At 50.8% G+C, this 20,865-nt stretch carries 20 protein-coding genes and 1 pseudogene; 11 read left to right on the top strand and 10 right to left on the bottom strand.

The genetic code is table 11. The features are described from left to right. Positions 1-99: 99 nt before the first annotated feature. The 3 genes and pseudogenes from FDX11_RS14295 to FDX11_RS14285 form a co-directional block, all read right to left on the bottom strand. Positions 100-1,435: pseudogene (locus FDX11_RS14295) on the bottom strand (MFS transporter). A 60-nt stretch (positions 1,436-1,495) separates the two neighbouring features. Beyond that, positions 1,496-2,710 carry a starvation-sensing protein RspA gene (gene rspA, locus FDX11_RS14290; protein WP_042308480.1) on the bottom strand — a complete coding sequence of 405 codons (1,215 nt, stop codon included), beginning with the start codon at positions 2,708-2,710 and terminating at the stop codon, positions 1,496-1,498. Positions 2,711-2,817: 107 nt separating this feature from the next. Then, on the bottom strand, positions 2,818-3,144 hold the full coding sequence (locus FDX11_RS14285; protein ID WP_038640517.1) for a YnfA family protein: 327 nt from the start codon (positions 3,142-3,144) through the stop codon (positions 2,818-2,820). Between the two features lie 152 nt (positions 3,145-3,296). Between FDX11_RS14285 and FDX11_RS14280 the strand changes: the two genes are divergently transcribed. Both FDX11_RS14280 and speG read left to right on the top strand, forming a co-directional pair. Then, a complete protein-coding gene (locus FDX11_RS14280; protein WP_038640515.1) occupies positions 3,297-3,638 on the top strand; it encodes a DUF1283 family protein in 342 nt (113 codons plus the stop codon). Between the two features lie 36 nt (positions 3,639-3,674). Then, the gene (speG, locus tag FDX11_RS14275; protein WP_038640513.1) at positions 3,675-4,235 is read left to right on the top strand and encodes a spermidine N1-acetyltransferase; all 561 of its coding nucleotides are present in this window, start codon (positions 3,675-3,677) and stop codon (positions 4,233-4,235) included. A gap of 6 nt (positions 4,236-4,241) precedes the next feature. On the opposite strand, the gene FDX11_RS14270 is transcribed toward speG, so the two are convergent. Continuing rightward, positions 4,242-4,952 carry a YnfC family lipoprotein gene (locus FDX11_RS14270; RefSeq protein WP_137398106.1) on the bottom strand — a complete coding sequence of 237 codons (711 nt, stop codon included), beginning with the start codon at positions 4,950-4,952 and terminating at the stop codon, positions 4,242-4,244. Positions 4,953-5,055: 103 nt separating this feature from the next. Between FDX11_RS14270 and FDX11_RS14265 the strand changes: the two genes are divergently transcribed. The 6 genes from FDX11_RS14265 (at position 5,056) to clcB (ending at position 11,483) form a co-directional block, all read left to right on the top strand. Beyond that, entirely contained in the window at positions 5,056-5,364 is a 309-nt protein-coding gene (locus FDX11_RS14265) for a DUF1161 domain-containing protein (RefSeq protein WP_094301129.1), read from the top strand. A gap of 136 nt (positions 5,365-5,500) precedes the next feature. Further along, positions 5,501-7,933 carry a selenate/tellurate reductase subunit YnfF gene (ynfF, locus tag FDX11_RS14260; RefSeq protein ID WP_137398105.1) on the top strand — a complete coding sequence of 811 codons (2,433 nt, stop codon included), beginning with the start codon at positions 5,501-5,503 and terminating at the stop codon, positions 7,931-7,933. Positions 7,934-7,943: 10 nt separating this feature from the next. After that, positions 7,944-8,561, top strand: coding sequence for a DMSO/selenate family reductase complex B subunit (locus FDX11_RS14255; RefSeq protein WP_137398104.1), 618 nt, complete (start codon positions 7,944-7,946; stop codon positions 8,559-8,561). A 1-nt stretch (position 8,562) separates the two neighbouring features. Beyond that, the gene (locus FDX11_RS14250) at positions 8,563-9,417 is read left to right on the top strand and encodes a dimethyl sulfoxide reductase anchor subunit family protein (protein ID WP_137398103.1); all 855 of its coding nucleotides are present in this window, start codon (positions 8,563-8,565) and stop codon (positions 9,415-9,417) included. A 42-nt stretch (positions 9,418-9,459) separates the two neighbouring features. Beyond that, the gene (gene dmsD / locus FDX11_RS14245) at positions 9,460-10,074 is read left to right on the top strand and encodes a Tat proofreading chaperone DmsD (protein ID WP_061381369.1); all 615 of its coding nucleotides are present in this window, start codon (positions 9,460-9,462) and stop codon (positions 10,072-10,074) included. A 119-nt stretch (positions 10,075-10,193) separates the two neighbouring features. Next, complete coding sequence (clcB, locus tag FDX11_RS14240; protein ID WP_137398102.1) at positions 10,194-11,483, top strand: voltage-gated ClC-type chloride channel ClcB; 1,290 nt, start codon at positions 10,194-10,196, stop codon at positions 11,481-11,483. Here clcB and bioD read toward each other — a convergent pair. The 3 genes from bioD to FDX11_RS14225 all read right to left on the bottom strand — a co-directional run bounded on the left by bioD (position 11,439) and on the right by FDX11_RS14225 (position 14,507). Next, positions 11,439-12,134 carry a dethiobiotin synthase gene (gene bioD, locus FDX11_RS14235; protein ID WP_137398101.1) on the bottom strand — a complete coding sequence of 232 codons (696 nt, stop codon included), beginning with the start codon at positions 12,132-12,134 and terminating at the stop codon, positions 11,439-11,441. The genes clcB and bioD overlap by 45 nt on opposite strands. Before the next feature lie 125 nt (positions 12,135-12,259). Next, on the bottom strand, positions 12,260-13,480 hold the full coding sequence (gene mlc / locus FDX11_RS14230; protein ID WP_042308501.1) for a sugar metabolism global transcriptional regulator Mlc: 1,221 nt from the start codon (positions 13,478-13,480) through the stop codon (positions 12,260-12,262). A 118-nt stretch (positions 13,481-13,598) separates the two neighbouring features. Then, positions 13,599-14,507, bottom strand: a complete 909-nt coding sequence (locus FDX11_RS14225) for a LysR family transcriptional regulator (protein ID WP_137398100.1) — start codon at positions 14,505-14,507, stop codon at positions 13,599-13,601. A 107-nt stretch (positions 14,508-14,614) separates the two neighbouring features. Here FDX11_RS14225 and FDX11_RS14220 point away from each other — a divergent pair, with 107 nt between their 5' ends. After that, the gene (locus tag FDX11_RS14220) at positions 14,615-15,865 is read left to right on the top strand and encodes an MFS transporter (RefSeq protein ID WP_137398099.1); all 1,251 of its coding nucleotides are present in this window, start codon (positions 14,615-14,617) and stop codon (positions 15,863-15,865) included. 30 nt (positions 15,866-15,895) lie between these two features. Here FDX11_RS14220 and FDX11_RS14215 read toward each other — a convergent pair whose 3' ends face one another. The 3 genes from FDX11_RS14215 to FDX11_RS14205 all read right to left on the bottom strand — a co-directional run bounded on the left by FDX11_RS14215 (position 15,896) and on the right by FDX11_RS14205 (position 18,854). Next, positions 15,896-16,570 carry a CPBP family intramembrane glutamic endopeptidase gene (locus FDX11_RS14215; RefSeq protein ID WP_079224283.1) on the bottom strand — a complete coding sequence of 225 codons (675 nt, stop codon included), beginning with the start codon at positions 16,568-16,570 and terminating at the stop codon, positions 15,896-15,898. Positions 16,571-16,662: 92 nt separating this feature from the next. Next, positions 16,663-18,135, bottom strand: a complete 1,473-nt coding sequence (locus FDX11_RS14210) for a HAMP domain-containing sensor histidine kinase (RefSeq protein WP_137398098.1) — start codon at positions 18,133-18,135, stop codon at positions 16,663-16,665. Next, positions 18,132-18,854 (bottom strand): response regulator transcription factor, encoded by a 723-nt coding sequence (locus FDX11_RS14205; RefSeq protein ID WP_137398097.1) that lies wholly within the window; start codon positions 18,852-18,854, stop codon positions 18,132-18,134. The genes FDX11_RS14210 and FDX11_RS14205 overlap by 4 nt, the downstream gene beginning before the upstream one ends. A 188-nt stretch (positions 18,855-19,042) precedes the next feature. Between FDX11_RS14205 and msrP the strand changes: the two genes are divergently transcribed. Then, positions 19,043-20,047, top strand: a complete 1,005-nt coding sequence (gene msrP / locus FDX11_RS14200) for a protein-methionine-sulfoxide reductase catalytic subunit MsrP (RefSeq protein WP_137398096.1) — start codon at positions 19,043-19,045, stop codon at positions 20,045-20,047. Next, positions 20,048-20,674, top strand: a complete 627-nt coding sequence (gene msrQ / locus FDX11_RS14195; RefSeq protein ID WP_137398095.1) for a protein-methionine-sulfoxide reductase heme-binding subunit MsrQ — start codon at positions 20,048-20,050, stop codon at positions 20,672-20,674. It begins immediately after the preceding gene. Positions 20,675-20,865: the final 191 nt, after the last annotated feature.

Here is a 20,865-nt window from a genome sequence, read left to right as displayed (position 1 = left end):
TTTTGATTTGCATTAAGCTTTTCATAATTGGTATGACATCATTTATTGAGTTATATACCAAGTGCGGTGAATGTGGCGGCATACTGCCGCCAAAAGATATTAATGTTTCTGCCACTGCTGGTATTCACGGTTAAGTCTTTGCGGAGCCGTTTCCGGCATCATCAACAAACCAATTATTGAGATAACTCCAAGTACAATCACATAAGTGGCAAGTCCATAGTAATGCCCACCTGTTACTTGCAGTAATTTTTACTGCTACTAAACCAAGAATCCCACTACCTATTAGCGACCCAAGTTGCCAAATTAATGCTATCCCGCTACAGCGAATATGAGTTGGGAAAAGCTCCGGGAAATAAGAAGCCTGAGGTGCATAACACATACTATGCCCAATACTCAGCACCAGGATCATTACTATTTGTGTAAGCCAAAAACTATCCTGATTAATCGCAAGGAAGAAAGGAATAATCATAACGACCTGCAGCAATGCGCCGATAATATAGACTGGTTTACGTCCAATCTTATCGCATAGCGATCCCATCAATGGTATTGCAATGATTTCTATTATCACCGCAACGATCATTGTCTCCATCAAAATATTTGCATCAAGATTGTTCGCCTTACCGTAAGCCAAAACAATCACAGTGAACATTGCAAATGTGCAAGCTTCAATCAGTTTTGCACACACCCCCTTGACAACAATACCAGGAAAATCACGGATAACTTCAACTAATGGACGTGATTCTTCTGCTTTTGTCTCCCTAATCTGAGCAAAGACCGGTGACTCATCAATTTTTAAGCGGATAAACAGCCCAACAATAACCAGTAACAGACTCAATAGGAATGGAATACGCCACCCATAATCCATCATGGCCTCTGGAGAAAGTGTGGCATTTAACAATGCAAACAGAGCTAACGGCAGAAGGAAACCAACCGGGGCACCGATTTGAACCCAACTGGAAAAAAATCCACGATGTTTGGGTTCAGAATATTCAGCAGTCATCAGTACTGCACCGGCTTGTTCTCCTCCAACTCCAAAGCCCTGCAACACACGAATAAAAATAAGTAAAGCTGGAGCCCATACCCCTATTTTTTCATATGTAGGTAATAACCCGATACAGAAAGTCCCTAAACCAACGATTAATATGGTAATAACCAGTGCTTTTTTACGTCCCACCTTATCACCAATATGACCAAATACAATTCCTCCTAATGGTCTTGCCAGGAAACCAACAGCATAGGTTGCAAAAGCAGCGAGAGTACTTATTAACGGATCATCACTAGGGAAAAATAGATGACCAAAAAAGAGTACAGCTGCTGTCCCGTATGCAAAAAAATCATAATACTCAGCAGCAGTACCAATTGCGGATGCTGAAGCCACTCGGCGAATAATGGGCTTATTATCTACGTTGTTTTTAATATCGACTGAACTAACCATAAGTTTAACCTTCTGTAGGGTATTGGGTTAATCAACATCTTTCGTACGTAAAATTTATATTTACCAGTTCCACAGCGTGCCATCTTCCAGGCGAGCGACAGGCAGATATGCCGGGTCATACGGATATTTCGCAGCCAGTTTTTCATCAAACTCAATACCAAGGCCTGGCTTATCGCCCGGGTGCATGTAGCCGTTATCAAAAGTCCAGTTATGCGGGAACACTTCCAGCATTTGCTCGGAATACCCCATATATTCCTGAACGCCGAAGTTCGGCACCCACAGATCAAAATGCAGTGCTGCGGCCATGCATACGGGTGACAGATCGGAAGGTCCATGCGACCCCGTGCGTACCTGATACAGCGAGGCGAAATCGGCAATACGGCGCATACCGGTAATGCCGCCCGCATGGGTAATGGTGGTGCGGATATAGTCGATCAGCTGTTCTTCGATCAGCTGTTTGCAATCCCAGATGCTATTGAAAACTTCCCCTACTGCAATCGGCGTGACCGTATGCTGGCGGATCAGGCGGAAACACTCCTGGTTTTCGGCTGGGGTTGGGTCTTCCATCCAAAACAGACGATATTGCTCAATGCTTTTGCCAAACCGGGCAGCTTCAATCGGCGTCAGGCGATGGTGCATGTCATGTAGCAGATGTTCGTTAAAACCAAATTTATCGCGAACAGCGGCAAACAGTTTTGGCGTGAAATCGAGGTATTTCTCTGTAGACCACAACTGCTCTTCCGGCCACTGCCCTTTGGTCGCGGGTTCGTAGGCCAAACCTTTGCCTTTTGACATACCGTAAGTGGTTTTCATGCCCGGTACGCCGCACTGTACGCGAATCGCTTTAAAGCCCATCTCTTTATGTCGCGCGTAATCTTCCAGCACATCATCTACGGTATGGCCTGTGGTGTGGCAGTAAACCATGACGCCTTCGCGAGACGCACCGCCGAGCAACTGATACAACGGCATGTTCGCCGCTTTCGCTTTGATGTCCCACAATGCCATATCTACTGCGGAAATCGCCGACATGGTGACCGGACCGCGACGCCAGTACGCGCCTTTGTAGAAAAACTGCCAGATGTCTTCGATTCGATGCGCGTCGCGACCAATAAGTTGCGGACAGACATGATCTTTCAGATAGGACGCCACCGATAACTCGCGGCCATTTAAGGTGGCATCGCCCAGCCCGGTGATCCCATCATCTGTCGTTATTTTTAACGTTACAAAATTACGCCCCGGGCAGGTGACAAAAACTTCAGCCCCGACAATCTTCATTTTTTCTTCCTTACATCTGTTCTTGAGATGCAGGAAATTTACTCAACTGAACTACTACCATACAAGTATAAAGATCGAAAAAGCGCTCGTTGATCACAAAAAAGGCGCTATGCGCGCCCCCATCCAGCCACGATAATCAGCATCCCGCACAAAGCCACCAGCGCGCCAGACCAGTCATACAGGCTGAGTTTTACGCCATCGACAAAGCGCAGCCATAGCAGCGCAGTGACAACATAAACGCCGCCATAGGCCGCGTAAACTCGCCCACTCGCGGCGGGATGCAGCGTCAGTAACCAGACAAATAAGGCCAACGATACACCGGCGGGTACCAACAACCACGCCGTAGCGCCTCGTTTAAGCCAGAGCCAGGGTAAAAAGCAGCCGATGATTTCGCATAAGGCGGTGACGAAAAAAAGAAAGGTGGTCTTAAGCATTGACGTTATTCAGTTACCTTCGGTTTAACCATGATACGACAGAATATCGCCAACGTATCCATATCCGCTCAGTGGGTATGCCCTGAAGCAGGAATAGTGTAGAATTTAGCCCTGTTTTATCGTTTTTCCCTTTCTCATAAAAGGAATTCGCCATGAATATTACACTGACCAAACGTCTGTGTCTGACGGCTATGCTGACGCTTGCGGCGGCTGTGTACACCTCTTCTGCATTTGCTGAAACCAGTAAACTGGTCATTGAATCCGGGGACAGTGCGCAAAGCCGTCAACAGGCCGCAATGGAAAAGGAACAATGGAACGATACCCGCCAGTTACGTCAGAAAGTGAACAAGCGTACTGAGAAAGAGTGGGACAAAGCCGACGCGGCCTTTGATAGCCGTGATAAGTGCGAGCAGAGCGCCAATATTAACGCCTACTGGGAACCTAACACCCTGCGCTGCCTCGACCGTCGTACTGGCCGTACCGTTGCACCATAATGACTGTGCCCCTAAAGGATATTGCAAGGATACAATATGACTAGCGCCCTCAGTGTTAAGCTGCGCCCGCTGGAGCGTGAAGATTTACGTTTTGTCCACCAGCTTGATAACAACGCCAGCGTTATGCGTTACTGGTTCGAAGAACCTTACGAAGCGTTTGTTGAGCTGTCTGATCTGTACGATAAGCATATTCACGACCAAAGCGAACGTCGCTTTGTGGTGGAATGCGAAGGTGAAAAAGCCGGGCTGGTGGAGCTGGTAGAGATTAACCACGTCCACCGCCGGGCTGAATTCCAGATTATTATTTCGCCTGAATATCAGGGTAAAGGTCTGGCGTCGCGGGCGGCAAAGCTGGCGATGGATTATGGTTTTACCGTCCTCAACTTATATAAGCTGTATCTGATCGTCGATAAAGAGAACGAAAAAGCCATCCACATCTACCGTAAACTCGGCTTTATGGTGGAAGGTGAACTGATTCATGAATTCTTTATCAACGGTCAGTACCGCAACACCATCCGTATGTGTATTTTCCAGCAGCAGTATCTGGCAGAACACAAAACGTCTGGTCCTAACCTGCTACAACCTACCGCTCAATAAAGGCGATTAGTAGTAATCGATGGTATTTTCAATCGAGTAATGATGTTCAACTGCTGGCTTCACGCTTTCGTCAACGATAACCAGCTGGCAGTTGACCGGGTTGGCGTAGTTATCGTACTTACAGGTTTGCCTGACATTACCTAATGGATGATTGTTCAGCATACTCACCGCCGTGTAATCCAGCTTCTTCAGCGGATCAACCGACGGTTTGGCATCAACCTTTAAGGTATTGTCTTTACTGACGGAAGTTTTACCCAGCGGGTAGCCTTCCGCGTCATAGCGGTACTGGACTTTCATCTCTTTTCCCGTGGCGGAAACGACAAAGCCGTTATCGTCGGTATCCCACACTACACCTGCAGCAGGCAGTTCCGCTAGCTGGCATTTACCTTGTAAGCGGATCTTTTTTTCCAACGTTTCGGCATCGCGATAATAGTTGGCATCCAGAACCAGCGCCATGCCGGTATTATTTTCGATATCGTGCAGTTCAAGGGTATCGAAACACCCTTCCTGCGAGAGCGTACCGACAACGCGCTTGGAAACTTCACCTTTATCATTAAGAAGCGTCTGACTGAAATCTTTCACTGGCCCACGCAGCGGATCGAAATCAAATTCATTGGAAAAACTGGCCATTTCCGGCGTAAAAGAAACCAGCCCTTTGGCGTTATCACACCCGACCAGTACGGCGCACAGGAAAACTAACAGGGTCTGTTTCTTCACATTTTTCACCCGGATAAGAAGATGATTCTCAATCATATTAGCAAATACAATTATTTACACCAGAAATGCTACTCTTAGTTCATGTCGTTCACAAAAGGAGCTGATGATGAAATATATAACAGGAATTGCCGCAATCTTACTGGTAGCTGCCTCCCCACAAGTTCTGGCGGTGCCAGCGTCCTGCGAACGCGTTAAGAGCGATATCGAACAGCGCATCATAAATAATGGCGTAGCGGAATCCAGCTTTACGCTGAATATCGTCCCCAACGATCAGGCCGATCAACCTGATTCCCTGGTAGTGGGACATTGTGCAAACGATACGCATAAAATTCTCTATACCCGGACCAACAGTGGCAACGCCCCCGCCAATAGCACGCCAGCTCAGGACGGCCATGCTGCCGAACCGCAATAAATAGTGCCCTCCGCTCGCGGAGGGTCGCTTCCCTTTGACATGCATTAATAAGATTTACCTACAAATAGGTAGACTCACTTCATGGTTAGCAAGCTATTGATTTCGTTGCAAAACAAAATACATAGCGATAATGACAATGGAGTGGGTTATGTCTGGAGTTAAACAAGATGGGGGTATTAGTCGCAGGACGTTAGTCAAATCCTCGGCTATCGGTTCGCTGGCGCTTGCCGCAGGCGGGCTATCGTTACCTTTTGGCATACGAGCAGCAGCGGTACAGGACTCAATACAATCAGTTGAAGATAAGGCGGTGTGGAGTTCTTGTACCGTAAACTGTGGCAGCCGCTGTCTTTTGCGTTTGCACGTAAGAGATGATGCCGTCTACTGGGTCGAGTCTGATACGACTGGTGATGATACCTATGGTAACCACCAGGTCCGCGCCTGCTTGCGCGGTCGTTCGATTCGTCGCCGCATGAATCATCCTGACCGCCTTAAATATCCTATGAAACGCGTTGGCAAACGCGGCGAAGGGAAATTTGAGCGGATCAGTTGGGATGAGGCACTGGATACGATTAGCGGTAATTTAAAACGAATTCTGCATGATTACGGTAACGAAGCGGTTCATGTGCTGTACGGTACAGGCGTTGATGGTGGGAATATCACTAACTCAAACGTCCCCTACCGTTTGATGAACTCCTGCGGCGGCTATCTGAGCCGTTACGGTAGTTACAGTACCGCGCAAATCAGCGCCGCGATGGGCTACATGTTTGGGGCTAACGATGGTAACAGCCCGGACGACATCGCTAATACAAAACTGGTCGTCATGTTTGGCAATAACCCTGCCGAAACCCGCATGAGCGGTGGCGGCGTAACATGGTATGTTGAGCAAGCCCGTGAACGTTCTAACGCTCGGATGATCGTTATCGATCCGCGCTATAACGATACTGCCGCTGGCCGTGAAGATGAATGGCTTCCTATCCGCCCGGGTACTGACGCCGCATTAGCGGCGGCAATTGCCTGGGTGTTGATCACAGAAGATTTGATTGATAAACCGTTTCTGGATAAATACTGCGTCGGCTACGACGAAACCACCCTTCCCGCCAGCGCCCCACGGAATGCGCACTATAAGGCCTATATTTTAGGCGAAGGCCCGGACCGGATTGCCAAAACGCCTGAATGGGCCTCACACATTACCAGCATTCCAGCTGAAAAGATTATCCAGTTGGCACGTGAGATTGGATCGGCGAAACCCGCGTATATCTGCCAGGGTTGGGGGCCGCAACGTCACTCTAACGGTGAACAAACCGCCCGCGCGATTACCATGCTCTCAGTTTTAACAGGCAACGTGGGGATTAACGGCGGTAACTCAGGCATGCGCGAGGGAACCTGGGATCTGGGCGTGGAATGGTTCTCCATGTTAGAGAATCCGGTTAAGACGCAGATCTCTGTCTTTACCTGGACAGATGCTATCGACCATGGCGCGGAAATGACGGCGACCAAAGACGGCGTTCGCGGTAAAGATAAGCTGGATGTGCCGATCAAGTTTATCTGGTGTTATGCCAGTAATACTCTTATCAACCAGCATGGCAATATCGCGCATACCCACGAAGTCTTACAGGATGACAGCAAGTGCGAGATGATCGTCGGTATTGAACACTTTATGACAGCCTCCGCAAAATACTGCGACATCCTACTGCCTGATCTGATGCCTACCGAGCAGGAAGATCTCATCTCGCATGAGTCCGCCGGGAATATGGGTTATGTCATCCTTGGACAGCCTGCTACTTCGCCGAAATTTGAACGTAAGCCCATTTACTGGACGCTAAGCGAAGTTGCCAAACGTCTTGGCCCCGATGTGTATCAAACGTTCACCGAAGGTCGTACACAGCATGAATGGGTGAAATACCTGCATGCGAAAACCAAAGAGCGTAACCCGGAAATGCCGGATTACGATGAGATGAAAACGACAGGTATTTTCAAGAAAAAATGCCCTGAAGAACACTATGTCGCTTTCCGTTCTTTCCGCGAAGATCCCGTCGCAAACCCTTTGAAAACACCATCAGGTAAAATTGAGATTTACTCCGAACGCCTGGCCACCATCGCGGAAACCTGGGACCTTAAAGACGACGAAATTGTTCATCCGCTTCCTGCTTATGCGCCTGGCTTTGACGGTTGGGACGATCCTAAACGCAAAACGTATCCACTGCAGCTCACCGGATTCCACTATAAAGCGAGAACCCACTCCAGCTACGGAAATATTGACGTATTACAACAGGCATGCCCGCAGGAAATCTGGATAAACCCCATCGATGCCAATACTCGCGGCATCCGTAATGGCGACACGGTTAGGGTGTTTAACAATAATGGTCAGATGCTGATCGCGGCGAAAGTGACACCACGCATTTTGCCAGGCGTCACAGCCATCGGACAAGGGGCATGGCTCAATGCCGATATGTTCGGCGATCAGATCGATCGCGGCGGTTCAATTAACATTCTCACGTCGCATCGACCATCTCCGCTCGCGAAAGGGAACCCGTCCCATAGTAATCTCGTTCAGGTTGAAAAGGCTTAAGGTGTAACCCATGACAACTCAGTATGGATTTTTTATTGATTCCAGTCGTTGCACCGGCTGCAAAACCTGCGAACTGGCCTGCAAAGACTACAAAGATCTCACTCCCGACGTGAGCTTTCGACGGATATATGAATACGCTGGCGGTGACTGGCAGGAGGATAACGGCGTCTGGCATCAGAACGTTTTTGCCTACTATCTGTCCATCTCCTGTAACCACTGCGAGGATCCAGCCTGCACCAAGGTTTGTCCTAGTGGGGCTATGCATAAGCGCGAAGATGGTTTTGTCGTGGTGGATGAAGACGTATGCATCGGCTGTCGCTACTGCCACATGGCCTGCCCATACGGTGTGCCGCAATACAATGCCGCCAAAGGTCATATGACCAAGTGCGATGGCTGTCATGATCGCGTCGCCGACGGCAAAAAGCCTATCTGCGTTGAGTCATGTCCGCTACGCGCGCTGGACTTTGGTCCGATTGATGAGTTGCGCAAAAAACATGGTGAGCTGGCGGCGGTTGCCCCGTTACCGGGCGCACACTTCACCAAACCGAGTATTGTGATCAAACCCAATGCCAATTGCCGCCCGACCGGGGATACCACGGGTTTTCTGGCTAATCCGAAGGAGGTGTAAAATGGGAAATGGATGGCATGAATGGCCGCTGGTCCTGTTTACGGTGCTGGGCCAATGTGTGGCCGGGGCGCTGATCGTGAGTGGGTATGGCTGGTTAACCACCAAAGACGATGTGGCAAAACGACGTATCGTGCGCAGTATGTTTTTCCTGTGGCTGGTGATGGGCATCGCCTTTCTCGCCTCAGTAATGCATTTAGGTTCACCGCTACGCGCGTTTAATTCTCTGAACAGAATCGGCGCATCGGCGCTCAGTAACGAAATCGCCAGCGGTTCGCTGTTTTTCGCGGTTGGTGGTCTGTGGTGGCTGGTGGCGTTTCTCGGTAAAATGCCGGCTACGTTAGGTAAAATCTGGTTGCTGCTCAGCATGTTGCTTGGTCTGGTTTTTGTTCTGGCGATGACTAACGTCTATCAGATAGACACCGTTCCGACCTGGTATAATGGCTATACTACGCTGGCGTTTTTCATGACGATGTTGCTGAGTGGCCCGATGTTTGCCGCCCTGCTGCTACGCGCTGCGAGCGTGTCGTTTAACGCCGCCAGATTCGCCGGAATCAGCATTCTTGCCCTGCTGGTGACCGTGGCCGTTATCGTTTTGCAGGGCGTATCGCTCAGCGAAATTCACAGTTCGGTACAACACGCCAACGCTCTGGTTCCCGACTACGCAAGCTTACAGGTCTGGCGCATCGTGATGCTGGCTGCGGGGCTGGGTTGCTGGATATGCCCGCTAATTCGTCGCAAAGAACCGGCTGTCGGCGGATTGGCGCTGGGTTTAATTTTCGTGCTTGCCGGTGAAGTTATTGGCCGCGGTTTGTTTTATGGCTTACATATGACAGTCGGAATGGCTGTTGCAGGTTAACACTGGGGTGCGGGGCAACCCGCACTTTTCAGGATTGTTTGCATGACCCATTTTTCACAACGTGACAACTTCTCTACCGCGGCGCGCGTATTGGGTGCGCTGTTCTACTATGCGCCAGACAGTGCGGAAGCTTCTGCGCTGGTCAGTGCGCTTAAAACCGATGGCTGGCAGGCGCAGTGGCCGCTTGAACCCACGTCCCTTTCTGCGCTGGCTGAACAACTGCAGGCCGAGGCTGATGAGCCGCTCCCGCAAGCCTGGCAGCGACTGTTTGTCGGCCCTTACGCGCTACCTTCTCCGCCCTGGGGTTCTGTCTGGCTGGATCGTGAAAATGTCTTGTTTGGCGATTCCACACTGGCATTACGTCAGTGGATGCGGGACAACGGGATCCAGTTTGCCATGCAGCAAAATGAACCGGAAGATCACTTCGGCGCGCTGCTGTTACTGACGGCCTGGCTTGCTGAAAACGGACGCCACACCGAGTGCGAACAGTTATTAGCTTGGCATCTGCTACCGTGGTCAACTCGCTTCCTTGACGTGTTTATCGAACATGCGAACCACCCGTTCTACCAGGCTTTGGGTGAACTGGCGCGACTGACGCTGGCACAGTGGCGATCGCAATTACTGATCCCAGTAGCCGATAAACCTATATTTCGTTAATTTCGCCGCAGGCAAGACGTTTCTTGCCTGCGTTCCATCCCGTTGCGCACGCTGAGCTTTTGCTTCTGTTGCCAAATAGCCGCAAAATAAAGCGTCTGAATTTCCTTGTCTGGCCACTCATGCATCATTTACATGCTTACCCTGACCTGCGTGCGATGTTTCGCCGCCTGCTGATCGCCGCGCTGATTGGTATCCTTGCCGCGTTAGCCGTCGCGGGTTTTCGCCATGCCATGTTCCTTCTTGAATGGTTGTTCCTGGACAACGACACGGGCAGTCTGGTCAATGCGGCGACAAACCTTTCTCCTATAAGACGCATGCTGACGCCCACGCTGGGCGGCCTGGCAGCTGGCTTACTGCTCTGGGGTTGGCAAAAATTCAACCGTTTACGACCACAGGCTCCTACAGATTACATGGAAGCCCTGCAAACGGATGGACAATTCGACGTCAGTGCCAGCCTGGTAAAGTCACTGGCATCGTTACTGGTTGTCGCCAGCGGCAGTGCTATCGGGCGTGAAGGCGCCATGATTTTGCTGGCGGCGCTGGCAGCGTCCAGCTTTGCCCAACGCTTTACACCCCGCACTGAATGGAAATTATGGATTGCTTGTGGCGCGGCTGCAGGTATGGCCGGCGCGTATCATGCCCCACTGGCGGGCAGTTTATTTATTGCTGAAGTCTTGTTTGGCACGATGATCCTCGCCTCGCTGGGGCCGGTGGTGGTCTCCGCCGTCGTCGCTTTGCTCACCACTAATGTGCTGAGCGACAGCAATGCGTTGCTCTATGCCGTGCACTTCACACGGGAACTGCATGTGCTGGAATACGTCATGATCGTCAGTACTGGTCTGGTTGCCGGCGTCTGCGGTCCGCTGTTCATGTGGTTGATGACCGCCAGCCATAATGGCTTTTTACGCTTAAAACTCTCGCCACCGTGGCAACTGGCGCTTGGCGGGCTGATCGTTGGCCTGTTGTCGCTGCTCACTCCTGCCGTTTGGGGAAATGGCTACAGCGTGGTGCAGTCATACCTACTCTCGCCACCGTTATTGACCGTGGTGAGTGGGATCTTTATCTGCAAGTTACTGGCTGTGCTTGCCAGCAGTGGCTCCGGTGCGCCGGGTGGGGTGTTTACGCCAACGCTGTTTGTCGGTATGTCTGTCGGCATGCTGCTGGGACGGGCGTGGGGATTATGGCTTCCGGGTCCGGATGAAATTGCCATTCTGCTGGGATTAACGGGGATGGCCACGCTACTGGCAGCAACCACGCATGCGCCAATTATGTCTACATTGATGGTTTGTGAAATGACCGGGGAGTATCGCTTGCTCCCCGGATTACTGATCGCCTGCGTGGTGGCGTCAGTGCTGTCGAGAACGTTACGCCACGACTCTATCTACCGACAGCACGCTGCCAAGCATTGACAGACGGATATACTGTGACAGCTCGCGCTGCTCTGCGCGAAGCAGATACGGCAGTTCGCCGATTAGCGGCGCAGGTAATTTTTTGCTCAGCACGTCAATGATTTCCGCATAATGCGCCAGCCCTGGGTTGATTCGGTTTGCGACCCAGCCAAGCAGCGGCAATCCGTCGCTGGCAATCGCCTGTGCGGTAAGGATGGCATGATTAATACAACCTTCCTGAATACCGACTACCATCAGCACCGGCATTTGTTCCTGTACCACCCATTCAGATAGCGGACGCAGATCATTCATCAGACTCCGCCAGCCGCCGGTGCCTTCCACGACAACGTGATCAACTTTTTCACTCAGGCTTGCGAGACCGTTGGAAAGCAAGGTGTAATTGACCGGACCACTATGCGCTACGCTACTTTCGTCCTCGCTCAGCGCAATCGGGTTGACCGCCTCATAAGGCAGTTCGATGGATGACACACTTTGCAGCACCAGCGCATCTTTGTTGCGCAAGCCTTCGGGTGTCTCTTTGCTTCCTTTGGCTACCGGTTTGTAGCCCGCGACACTTTTACCCCCTGACGCCAACGCTTGTAGTAATGCGCGGGAAACCACGGTCTTCCCAACAGAAGTGTCTGTACCTGTAATAAAGAAACGCTTCAGCATCACTAACTCCACCGTTATGCTTTGAAAATATAAGTCAGGAAAATAAAACAGTGGAGAAAGTCTAAGGTATGACGACCGGAATCAGCTTGAGATAGCGCAATTTTTCGTACAACAGTTAAAAAATGTTAACCCTGTAATAGACGTATCAACAAAGAACCGTTATACATCGCGTCCTTAACGAGCGCGGCCCCTGCCATCGTCCCCTGATTAGTAAACTGCGTACTTTCGACGACAATATGCCGACTGTAGGCCGGGAGCGCCTGCTGACGAATGCTGTCAGCAATGGTGGGAAACAAAATATCCGCCGCTTTACTGAGCGGAGAACCAATCAATATCTTTTGCGGGTTGAACAAATTCACCATAATAGCAAGGATGCGTCCGACGTGGGTCCCGACACCGCTAATGATATCCTTCGCCAATAAATCACCCTGCATGGCTGCCAAACACAGCGCATCCACTGTTAACGGTTGTCCATGCAGTGAAGAGCTCATTGACTGCTTCAGCCGCACCTGCGCCAGTTCCAGTACGCTGTCGACGCTGGCGATGGTTTCCAGACAGCCATGATTACCGCAATAGCAACGTTTACCGTAGGGATCGACCTGCGTATGACCAATTTCCACCAGGCTACTGCTACCGGCATGCAGTAAATGACCGTCGGTTATCACCCCTGCGCCAACGTTATGATCAATGACGACCTGAATGACATCGCGTGCGCCACGCGACGCGCCAAAAAGCGCCTCCGCCATGGTCCAGGCGCTGATATCATGCTGAATATAGACCGGCACACCGGTATGGTTTTCGAGCGCTTCGCCCAGCGGCATCTCTTTGACGTCATCGTAAAACGGCATGCTATGAACGATGCCGTTTTCGGTATCGATTATGCCAGGTAGCGTGATGGCGATGGAGGTCAGGCGTTCCAGCTTTTGCTGGTGGCGGATGAAAAACTGATCGACCTGGGTAATGACACGTTGCAGCAGAGGTGTTTCACTGACCAGCGCCATTTCCAGGCAATCCTCAACCACCAACTTGCTGCTCAGATCGCGCAGCGCCAGAAAAATCTCGCCGCGACTGATGCGAATGGATAGATAATGCCAGGCTTCGGTTTCGACAACCAGCCCCACGGCCGGACGCCCACGACTCCCTGCTTCCTTGATTTCCAGCTCTTGTACCAGGTGGGCTTCAAGCATTTCGCGGACAATTTTGGTAATACTGGCAGGCGCCAATTGTGCCAGGCGAGAGAGATCAATACGCGATACCGGTCCCAGCTGATCAATCAGGCGATAGACCGCGCCCGCATTGGTCTGCTTAATTTGATCGATATGCCCAGGCTGACTATCAGCAACCACCACTTACTCCCTTTATTTTCGCGCTCCGAAATAATCTGCGGGCTATGGTGAAGCACTTCAATGGCTTCCGTCAACTTTTTACTTAGCCTTGTGATTTACTGCACATTTTCACCCATATTTAAACTAAATTAATCGCCTGGACCGCCGCCAGCAGTTGTTCACGAAAACGTTGCGCGGCATGACTTTGCTCATGATGCTTAGGCCAGACTAACCACATTTCGGAGACGGCATCTTCTTCCGCTATCGGGATCCAGCACATTTCATACAGTTGCACCCGTTTAAAGGAAGCGGGCAGGATCGAAACGCCCAATCCCGCGGCCACTAATCCAATGATGGTCATCGCCTCGCCAACCTCCTGAGTTATCGTCGGTTTGAGGCTATAGCGACGCATCAGGCCCAAAATGTCGTCATACAACCCTGTTCCCACATGCGGGTCAAAAAAGACAAATGGCTCATTAGCCAGCTCAGCCAGCGTCACTACGGGCTTTTGCGCCAACGGATGCGCTCGTGGGATCATCGCCATCAGCGGTTCATGCAGAATAACCTCTCGCGCCAGCGTTTCCGGGAGTTGCGTGTTACGCATAAGCCCCAGATCAAGAGTGCCTTCGTTAAGTGGAGCAATTTGCTCGCGCGTATTCATCTCGCGGGTTTGCATATGCACCACAGGATAGCGCTGGCGAAACAGGGAGAGCGTGTCTGATACCGCTTTGATAAACGGCGCTGATGACGTAAAGCCGAGACGCAACTCCCCCGCTTCTCCGAGATGCAAACGCTCTGCCCGGGCGGCGGCTTCATTAACCAGGCCAAGGATCTGCCGACTGTCCGCCAGAAACTGTTTTCCGGCGGCTGTGAGGGCAACGCTGCGGTTAGTTCGCGCCAATAACCGGGCGCCAATCTGCTGTTCCAGGATTTGGATCTGCTGGCTTAACGGTGGTTGCGAAATATTCAGCCGCGCTGCCGCCCGGCCAAAATGCAACTCTTCCGCAACCGCCACAAAGTAGCGTAAGTGACGAAGTTCGATATTCATATTTTTAAAATATTATTTGAGATTATTAATATATTAGACAGAATATTGGGATTTTCATACTCTTAAGGCTGGTCCTGTAGTAGCAAAATATTAAGCAAGGATTCCAGGTGAGTCGTACAACAACGGTCGATACCGCGCCGGCAAGCGATATTGACGAGAGCGTTACCCCGCCGGATGGTTTTATCAAACGCGGTACATCCCCTTTTATGCGCGTTACGTTGGCGCTGTTTTCTGCCGGGCTGGCGACATTTGCCCTGCTCTATTGCGTGCAGCCCATACTGCCGGTGCTCTCGCACGAGTTTGGGGTTTCGCCTGCCAGCAGCAGTATTTCACTTTCCATCTCAACGGCAATGCTGGCCATCGGTTTACTGTTTACTGGCCCACTTTCCGATGCGATAGGTCGTAAGCCGGTGATGGTTACGGCACTGCTACTCGCCTCCTGCTGTACACTGCTTTCAACGATGATGACCAGTTGGCACGGGATTTTAATCATGCGCGCGCTGATCGGTCTTTCGCTGAGCGGCGTGGCGGCGGTGGGGATGACCTATCTGAGTGAGGAAATTCATCCCAGTTTTGTGGCCTTCTCAATGGGCTTGTATATCAGTGGGAACTCAATTGGCGGTATGAGTGGTCGCTTGATCAGCGGCGTGTTCACCGACTTTTTCAACTGGCGTATCGCGCTGGCGGCGATCGGCTGTTTTGCCCTCGCCTCCGCACTAATGTTCTGGAAAATTTTGCCAGAGTCCCGTCATTTCAGGCCCACGTCGCTACGACCTAAATCATTGTTCATCAATTTCCGTTTGCACTGGCGCGACAGAGGGTTGCCGCTACTGTTTGCGGAAGGTTTTTTGCTGATGGGGTCGTTTGTCACACTGTTTAATTACATCGGCTATCGTCTGATGCTCTCTCCGTGGGAACTCAGTCAGGCGGTTGTCGGCCTGTTATCCGTGGCATATCTGACCGGGACCTGGAGCTCGCCGAAAGCAGGTTCCATGACCACCCGCTATGGTCGCGGCCCGGTGATGATCGTTTCAACCGGCGTAATGCTTTTTGGGCTATTGATGACCCTGTTTACCTCACTATGGCTGATCTTCGCCGGGATGCTGCTCTTTTCTGCGGGGTTCTTTGCCGCGCACTCAGTGGCAAGCAGTTGGATTGGACCACGAGCAAAACGCGCTAAAGGCCAGGCCTCTTCCCTGTATCTGTTCAGCTATTATCTGGGATCCAGTATTGCCGGTACGCTGGGCGGTGTGTTCTGGCATAGCTACGGCTGGAACGGCGTGGGTGGATTTATCGCCCTGATGCTGGTGCTGGCGTTGCTGGTAGGCGCGCGTTTGCACCATCGTCTGCACGTTTAATCAACGATGCCCGGCTTCGGGCATCATCACTTATGAAGACGCTGCCATTTGCAGGACAATAACCGTCCCGTTCATCACGATATGCAGCGTCATCGGCATCAGCAGTCCATTGCTTTTCAGTCTGGCAAGGATTAAAACCTGCGACACAAGAAACAGCATCAGCAGCGTGCGCAGATCCACATACTGGGTATGCATCACGGCAAAAATGATCGATACCACGACTGACGACAGCCAGGTTTTATTATTGAACCAATACTGGAATGCGTTGAATAAACAGCCCCTGAAAACAATTTCTTCATAAACTGGCGCAAAAAATATCAGGGTCAGAGTGGATAACCACAGCGCGTAGTTGTTTAAGGATATCTGGCTGGTTACCCACGCTTCGGTTTGTCTGAGACCTATCAACCACGGCAAGATAAGCTGAATAAAAAGCAGGGCCGCAAATAAAATGCCAAACCACCGGGCATTGAAGATCCCTTTGCCCAGCCCTTCTCTTTTTCTGAAGAAGAAATAATACAGCGGAACCAATACGACAAATTCCAACACAAACAACAGCGGGAAGAGAAATCCTTTGGCGAGCAGCTCCTGGCTCGCGGGATAAAACAACGGGGTGAACGTGAGACCAAACATCAGCAAAAACATAGAAAAACAGCCAGCAACGGCTTTGGTCCGGGCGATATATTGGTTGTCGACATCCTGTGACATACAATCTCCTTGCACTTGTCGAGTATAAGATGATGAATTATCGATATATGATAAAAATTCTCATTATCACTGACAACCTACCAACATTTACCCTATGGAGAATCCGTCAGCGGCAACCAAAAACGGAAGCACGCGCCTGCCGTTGAATTAACCAGATTGATATCGCCTCCATGCAGTTCAAGCATTCTTCGCACAATCAACAATCCCAGACCGCCACGCTGCTCACGGGGAGCTAACGCGGTTGGGCGCTGAAATAATACTTCGCGTACTCCCATTTCCACGCCAGGACCGCTGTCCTGCACTTCTGCTAACAGTCGGTCTTCATCACGCCAGATTTTTAGCCATACATCCCCCCCGTCAGGCGTATGGCGGATAGCATTATCCAGCAAATTCGTCATCACGCTTTCCATCATCGATAAATCGGCATTTACCAGTGGTAACGGCCCCATCACGTCAAGGTGTAACTGTAAATGGCGTGTGGCAACAGGGAGATCAAACTTCTGCGCCACATCCTGGATCAACTCGCCAAAAGCAAAACGTTCGCGCTGAGGTTTTATGCCTCCGTGCTCCAGCCTCGCCAGCTCAAACAGTTGTTGTGACAGATGGCGAACCTTATGCCCCTGGCGCAACGCGATACTAAGATAATGCCTGTTTTCCTCTGGCGTTATCGTGTCGGCCTTCAGCGACAACATTTCCAGATACCCCAGCAGCGAGGTGAGCGGCGTGCGTAAATCATGAGATATATTGGCAATAAACTCTCTGCGCTGGCGATCGCTGTCAGCTAACAAATCCCACTGCTGCGCAATTTGCTGTGCCAGTTCAATAAACGCATTATTCAACAACGCAATTTCATTCCCCGGTGACGGTACGGGCTTTTTCTGCGCCAACTGTTTAATGACGCTAATGCTGTCCTGCTCCATTTTGACCACCTGCCCGGTCAACCTTTTCACCGGATGCGTCACCCATCGCCACACCAGGAAACCCGCAATTCCACCGGCTAATAAAACCAGAATTAACGTTCCTGTCACGGTGTTCCAGAGCGTTTTCTGCCAGGCGGTATTTGCCAGCATATGCAGATTTTCACCCTGGAGAATGATGTACAGATAACCATGCAGTTGACCGTTAAGCATCACGGGCGCTGCGCTAAAGACCTTCTGCTGACTACTGCGCGGATCATCGCCATACACTGGCAAAACATCCGAATTTAGAAAACCCTGAATCGGCTGCACGGTAATTTTCTGGCGCTGAATATGCCCGGGCGGTGCGGCATCGGCGAGTATGTCACCTGCAGGTGAAACCAGATACAGTTCAACGCTTGGATTGAGCGTCATCAGGTGATTAAACAGTCCTTTTAACGTCTGTCGATTGATCTGCCCGCGGGTATCAATCAGAGCCTCACTTTTGACAATCTTGCTCGCCAGTTCCAGCGACAGCCTTTGCACCATGGCATCGCCATATTTTTGACTATTACGCAGCTGGACAACGCTGACGGCTACCGCGCAAATCAACATAATCGCGGTAAATACCAGGGTCAGCCGCTGGCTTAAAGACAGTCGATAAATCATGACTGATGCTCCGCGTTATTCGCCGCAAGCTTATAGCCTCGTCCCCAAACGGTAAGAATAATTTCCGGCTCAGCAGCATCTTTTTCAATCTTGGTCCGCAGACGATTAATATGACTGTTCACCGTATGCTCATACCCTTCGTGCTGGTAGCCCCACACATGATCCAACAGCGCCTGACGCGAAAAAACTTCGCCAGGATGACGAGCGAAAAAATAGAGCAGATCGAACTCACGGGGCGTCAAATCAATTGATTTGCCATGCTGGCGGACTTCACGGGCTAAGGGATCAATCTCCAAACCATGGATGTTAATGATCCCCGCTTCCACACGCAGATTCTGGCTCATCGCCTCCTGACGGCGAAACAACGCCTTCACGCGGGCCATCAGTTCCAGTATGGAGAAAGGTTTGGCTAAATAATCATCGGCTCCCATCTCCAGCCCCAGAACGCGGTGAGTTTCACTGGTACGGGCGCTAATAATGATGACGGGTAAATAGAAACTCATTTGACGAATGCGACGACATATTTCCAGACCATCGACACCCGGCAGCATTAAATCGAGAATAACCGCATCCCAGACATGTTTTTCCAGTTGTTCAAGCGCGCGCGTTCCATCCGTCTCATGGATAATTTCGTATCCCTCATCCTTCAGGCTAAGCTGCAAAAGTGAGGCAATATCGCTGTCATCTTCCACCAAAAATATCTTTTTTGCGCCGGCCATCAGTGTCCTCTCCCTCTCATCGTTGTGAAAGCTTACCTCAGGCAAGGGGCGGAAGTTATCACAAAATTTTTAACTTTTCGTGAGGATCCTGGGATACGCCTGGATACAGGATGTCGTTACAGAAAGTCACGCATCAACAGGGAAACGTCGCTTTGTTTTCCTTAACATGAAAATAAAAAGGAACAGTTATGCAGAAAAAACGTCCACTTCGGGAAGCTGATGTTACCGCCGAATCAGTTTTTTTTATGCAAAGACGACAGATCCTCAAAGCGCTTGGGATAGGCGCTGCAGCCGCTTCACTCTCCTCCCCGACACAGGCGAATCTACTGAATTGGTTTAAGGGCAACGATCGAGCGCCTGCACCGGCGGGGAAACCGCTCGAGTTCATAAAACCGGATGCCTGGCAAAGCTCACTGCCCCTGACGCCGGAAGACAAGGTGACGGGCTATAACAATTTCTATGAATTTGGTCTGGATAAGGCCGATCCTGCCGCCAACGCCGGTAGCCTGAAAACCGATCCCTGGACATTAACCATCAGCGGTGAGGTGAACAAACCCTTAACGTTGGATCATGATGCGCTGACCACGCGTTTTCCATTAGAAGAGCGTATTTACCGGATGCGTTGCGTTGAAGCGTGGTCGATGGTTGTGCCGTGGATTGGCTTTCCCTTACATAAATTATTGGCGCAGGTTGAACCCACCAGCGACGCCAAATACGTTGCCTTTGAAACACGCTACGCCCCCGATGAAATGCCCGGTCAGAAAGATCGCTTCATTGGTGGTGGGTTGAAATACCCCTATGTTGAAGGTTTGCGTTTGGATGAGGCCATGCACCCTCTTACCCTTCTGACCGTGGGCGTGTATGGCAAAGCGTTGCCGCCGCAAAACGGGGCGCCGATACGCCTGACGGTCCCCTGGAAATATGGCTTCAAGGGTATTAAATCGATCGTCAGTATCAAGCTGACACGTGAGCGCCCGCCGACGACCTGGAATATGTCAGCGCCGAACGAATACGGTTTTTATGCCAATGTTAATCCACATGTCGATCATCCCCGTTGGTCTCAGGCGACGGAACGTTTTATCGGTTCCGGTGGGATTCTCGATGTGCAACGCCAGCCGACGTTGCTTTTTAACGGTTACGCCAGGGAGGTGGCATCGTTATATCGGGGTATGGATCTACGGGAGAACTTTTAAGTGAGATTAACGGCAAAGCAGATAACCGGCCTGAAAGTGCTACTGCATCTCGCCGGTTTTTTACCCCTGCTATGGCTCTTCTGGGCAGTGCAACAGGGTGCGTTGGGCGCCGATCCCGGGAAAGACATTCAGCATTTTACCGGCATTACTGCGCTAAAATTCTTGCTTGCTACCCTGCTGGTATCGCCGCTCGCACGCTATGCAAAGCAGCCTTTGCTGTTTCGTACCCGACGGTTGTTAGGATTATGGTGTTTTGCCTGGGCCACACTGCATCTGACCAGCTATGCGCTATTGGAGCTGGGTATACAAAATTTGGGATTGTTGGGGCGAGAGCTGGTTTCACGACCATGGCTCACGCTGGGCATGACGGGTTGGGTTATCTTACTCCTGCTGACGCTGACCTCCACGCAGGCCGCACAGCGTAAAATGGGCAAACGCTGGCAAACGTTGCACAACTACGTCTACCTGACTGCCATTTTACTCCCGGTTCATTACCTATGGTCGGTCAAAGTGTTGTCACCATCCCCTATTATCTACGCCTCCTGTTTTATTGTGCTGCTGGTATTTCGCTATAAAAAGTTGTTACGCCACAGCAGGTACAAAGGTGTGTTTATGAAAAGTGAATGAATCACGGTAAACTTCTTACCCACACCTAAACAGAACGAGAACAAAAATGAGTAACAATGATAATTACCATCAACTCACCCGCACGTTCCAGCGCCACTCTCGCTTCTCTCACCTTTCGGCTATCGCCAGTTGGGACATGTATATCACACATATATTGCATATATTGAATCGCCACGGGTTTAACAGACACC

Origin of the sequence: Citrobacter sp. wls714 (assembly GCF_005281025.1) — a bacterium.
GTDB classification, from domain to species: domain Bacteria; phylum Pseudomonadota; class Gammaproteobacteria; order Enterobacterales; family Enterobacteriaceae; genus Citrobacter; species Citrobacter werkmanii.
Note: the sequence above shows the minus strand (reverse complement) of the source record. Positions and strands in the feature narration are given on the sequence as shown.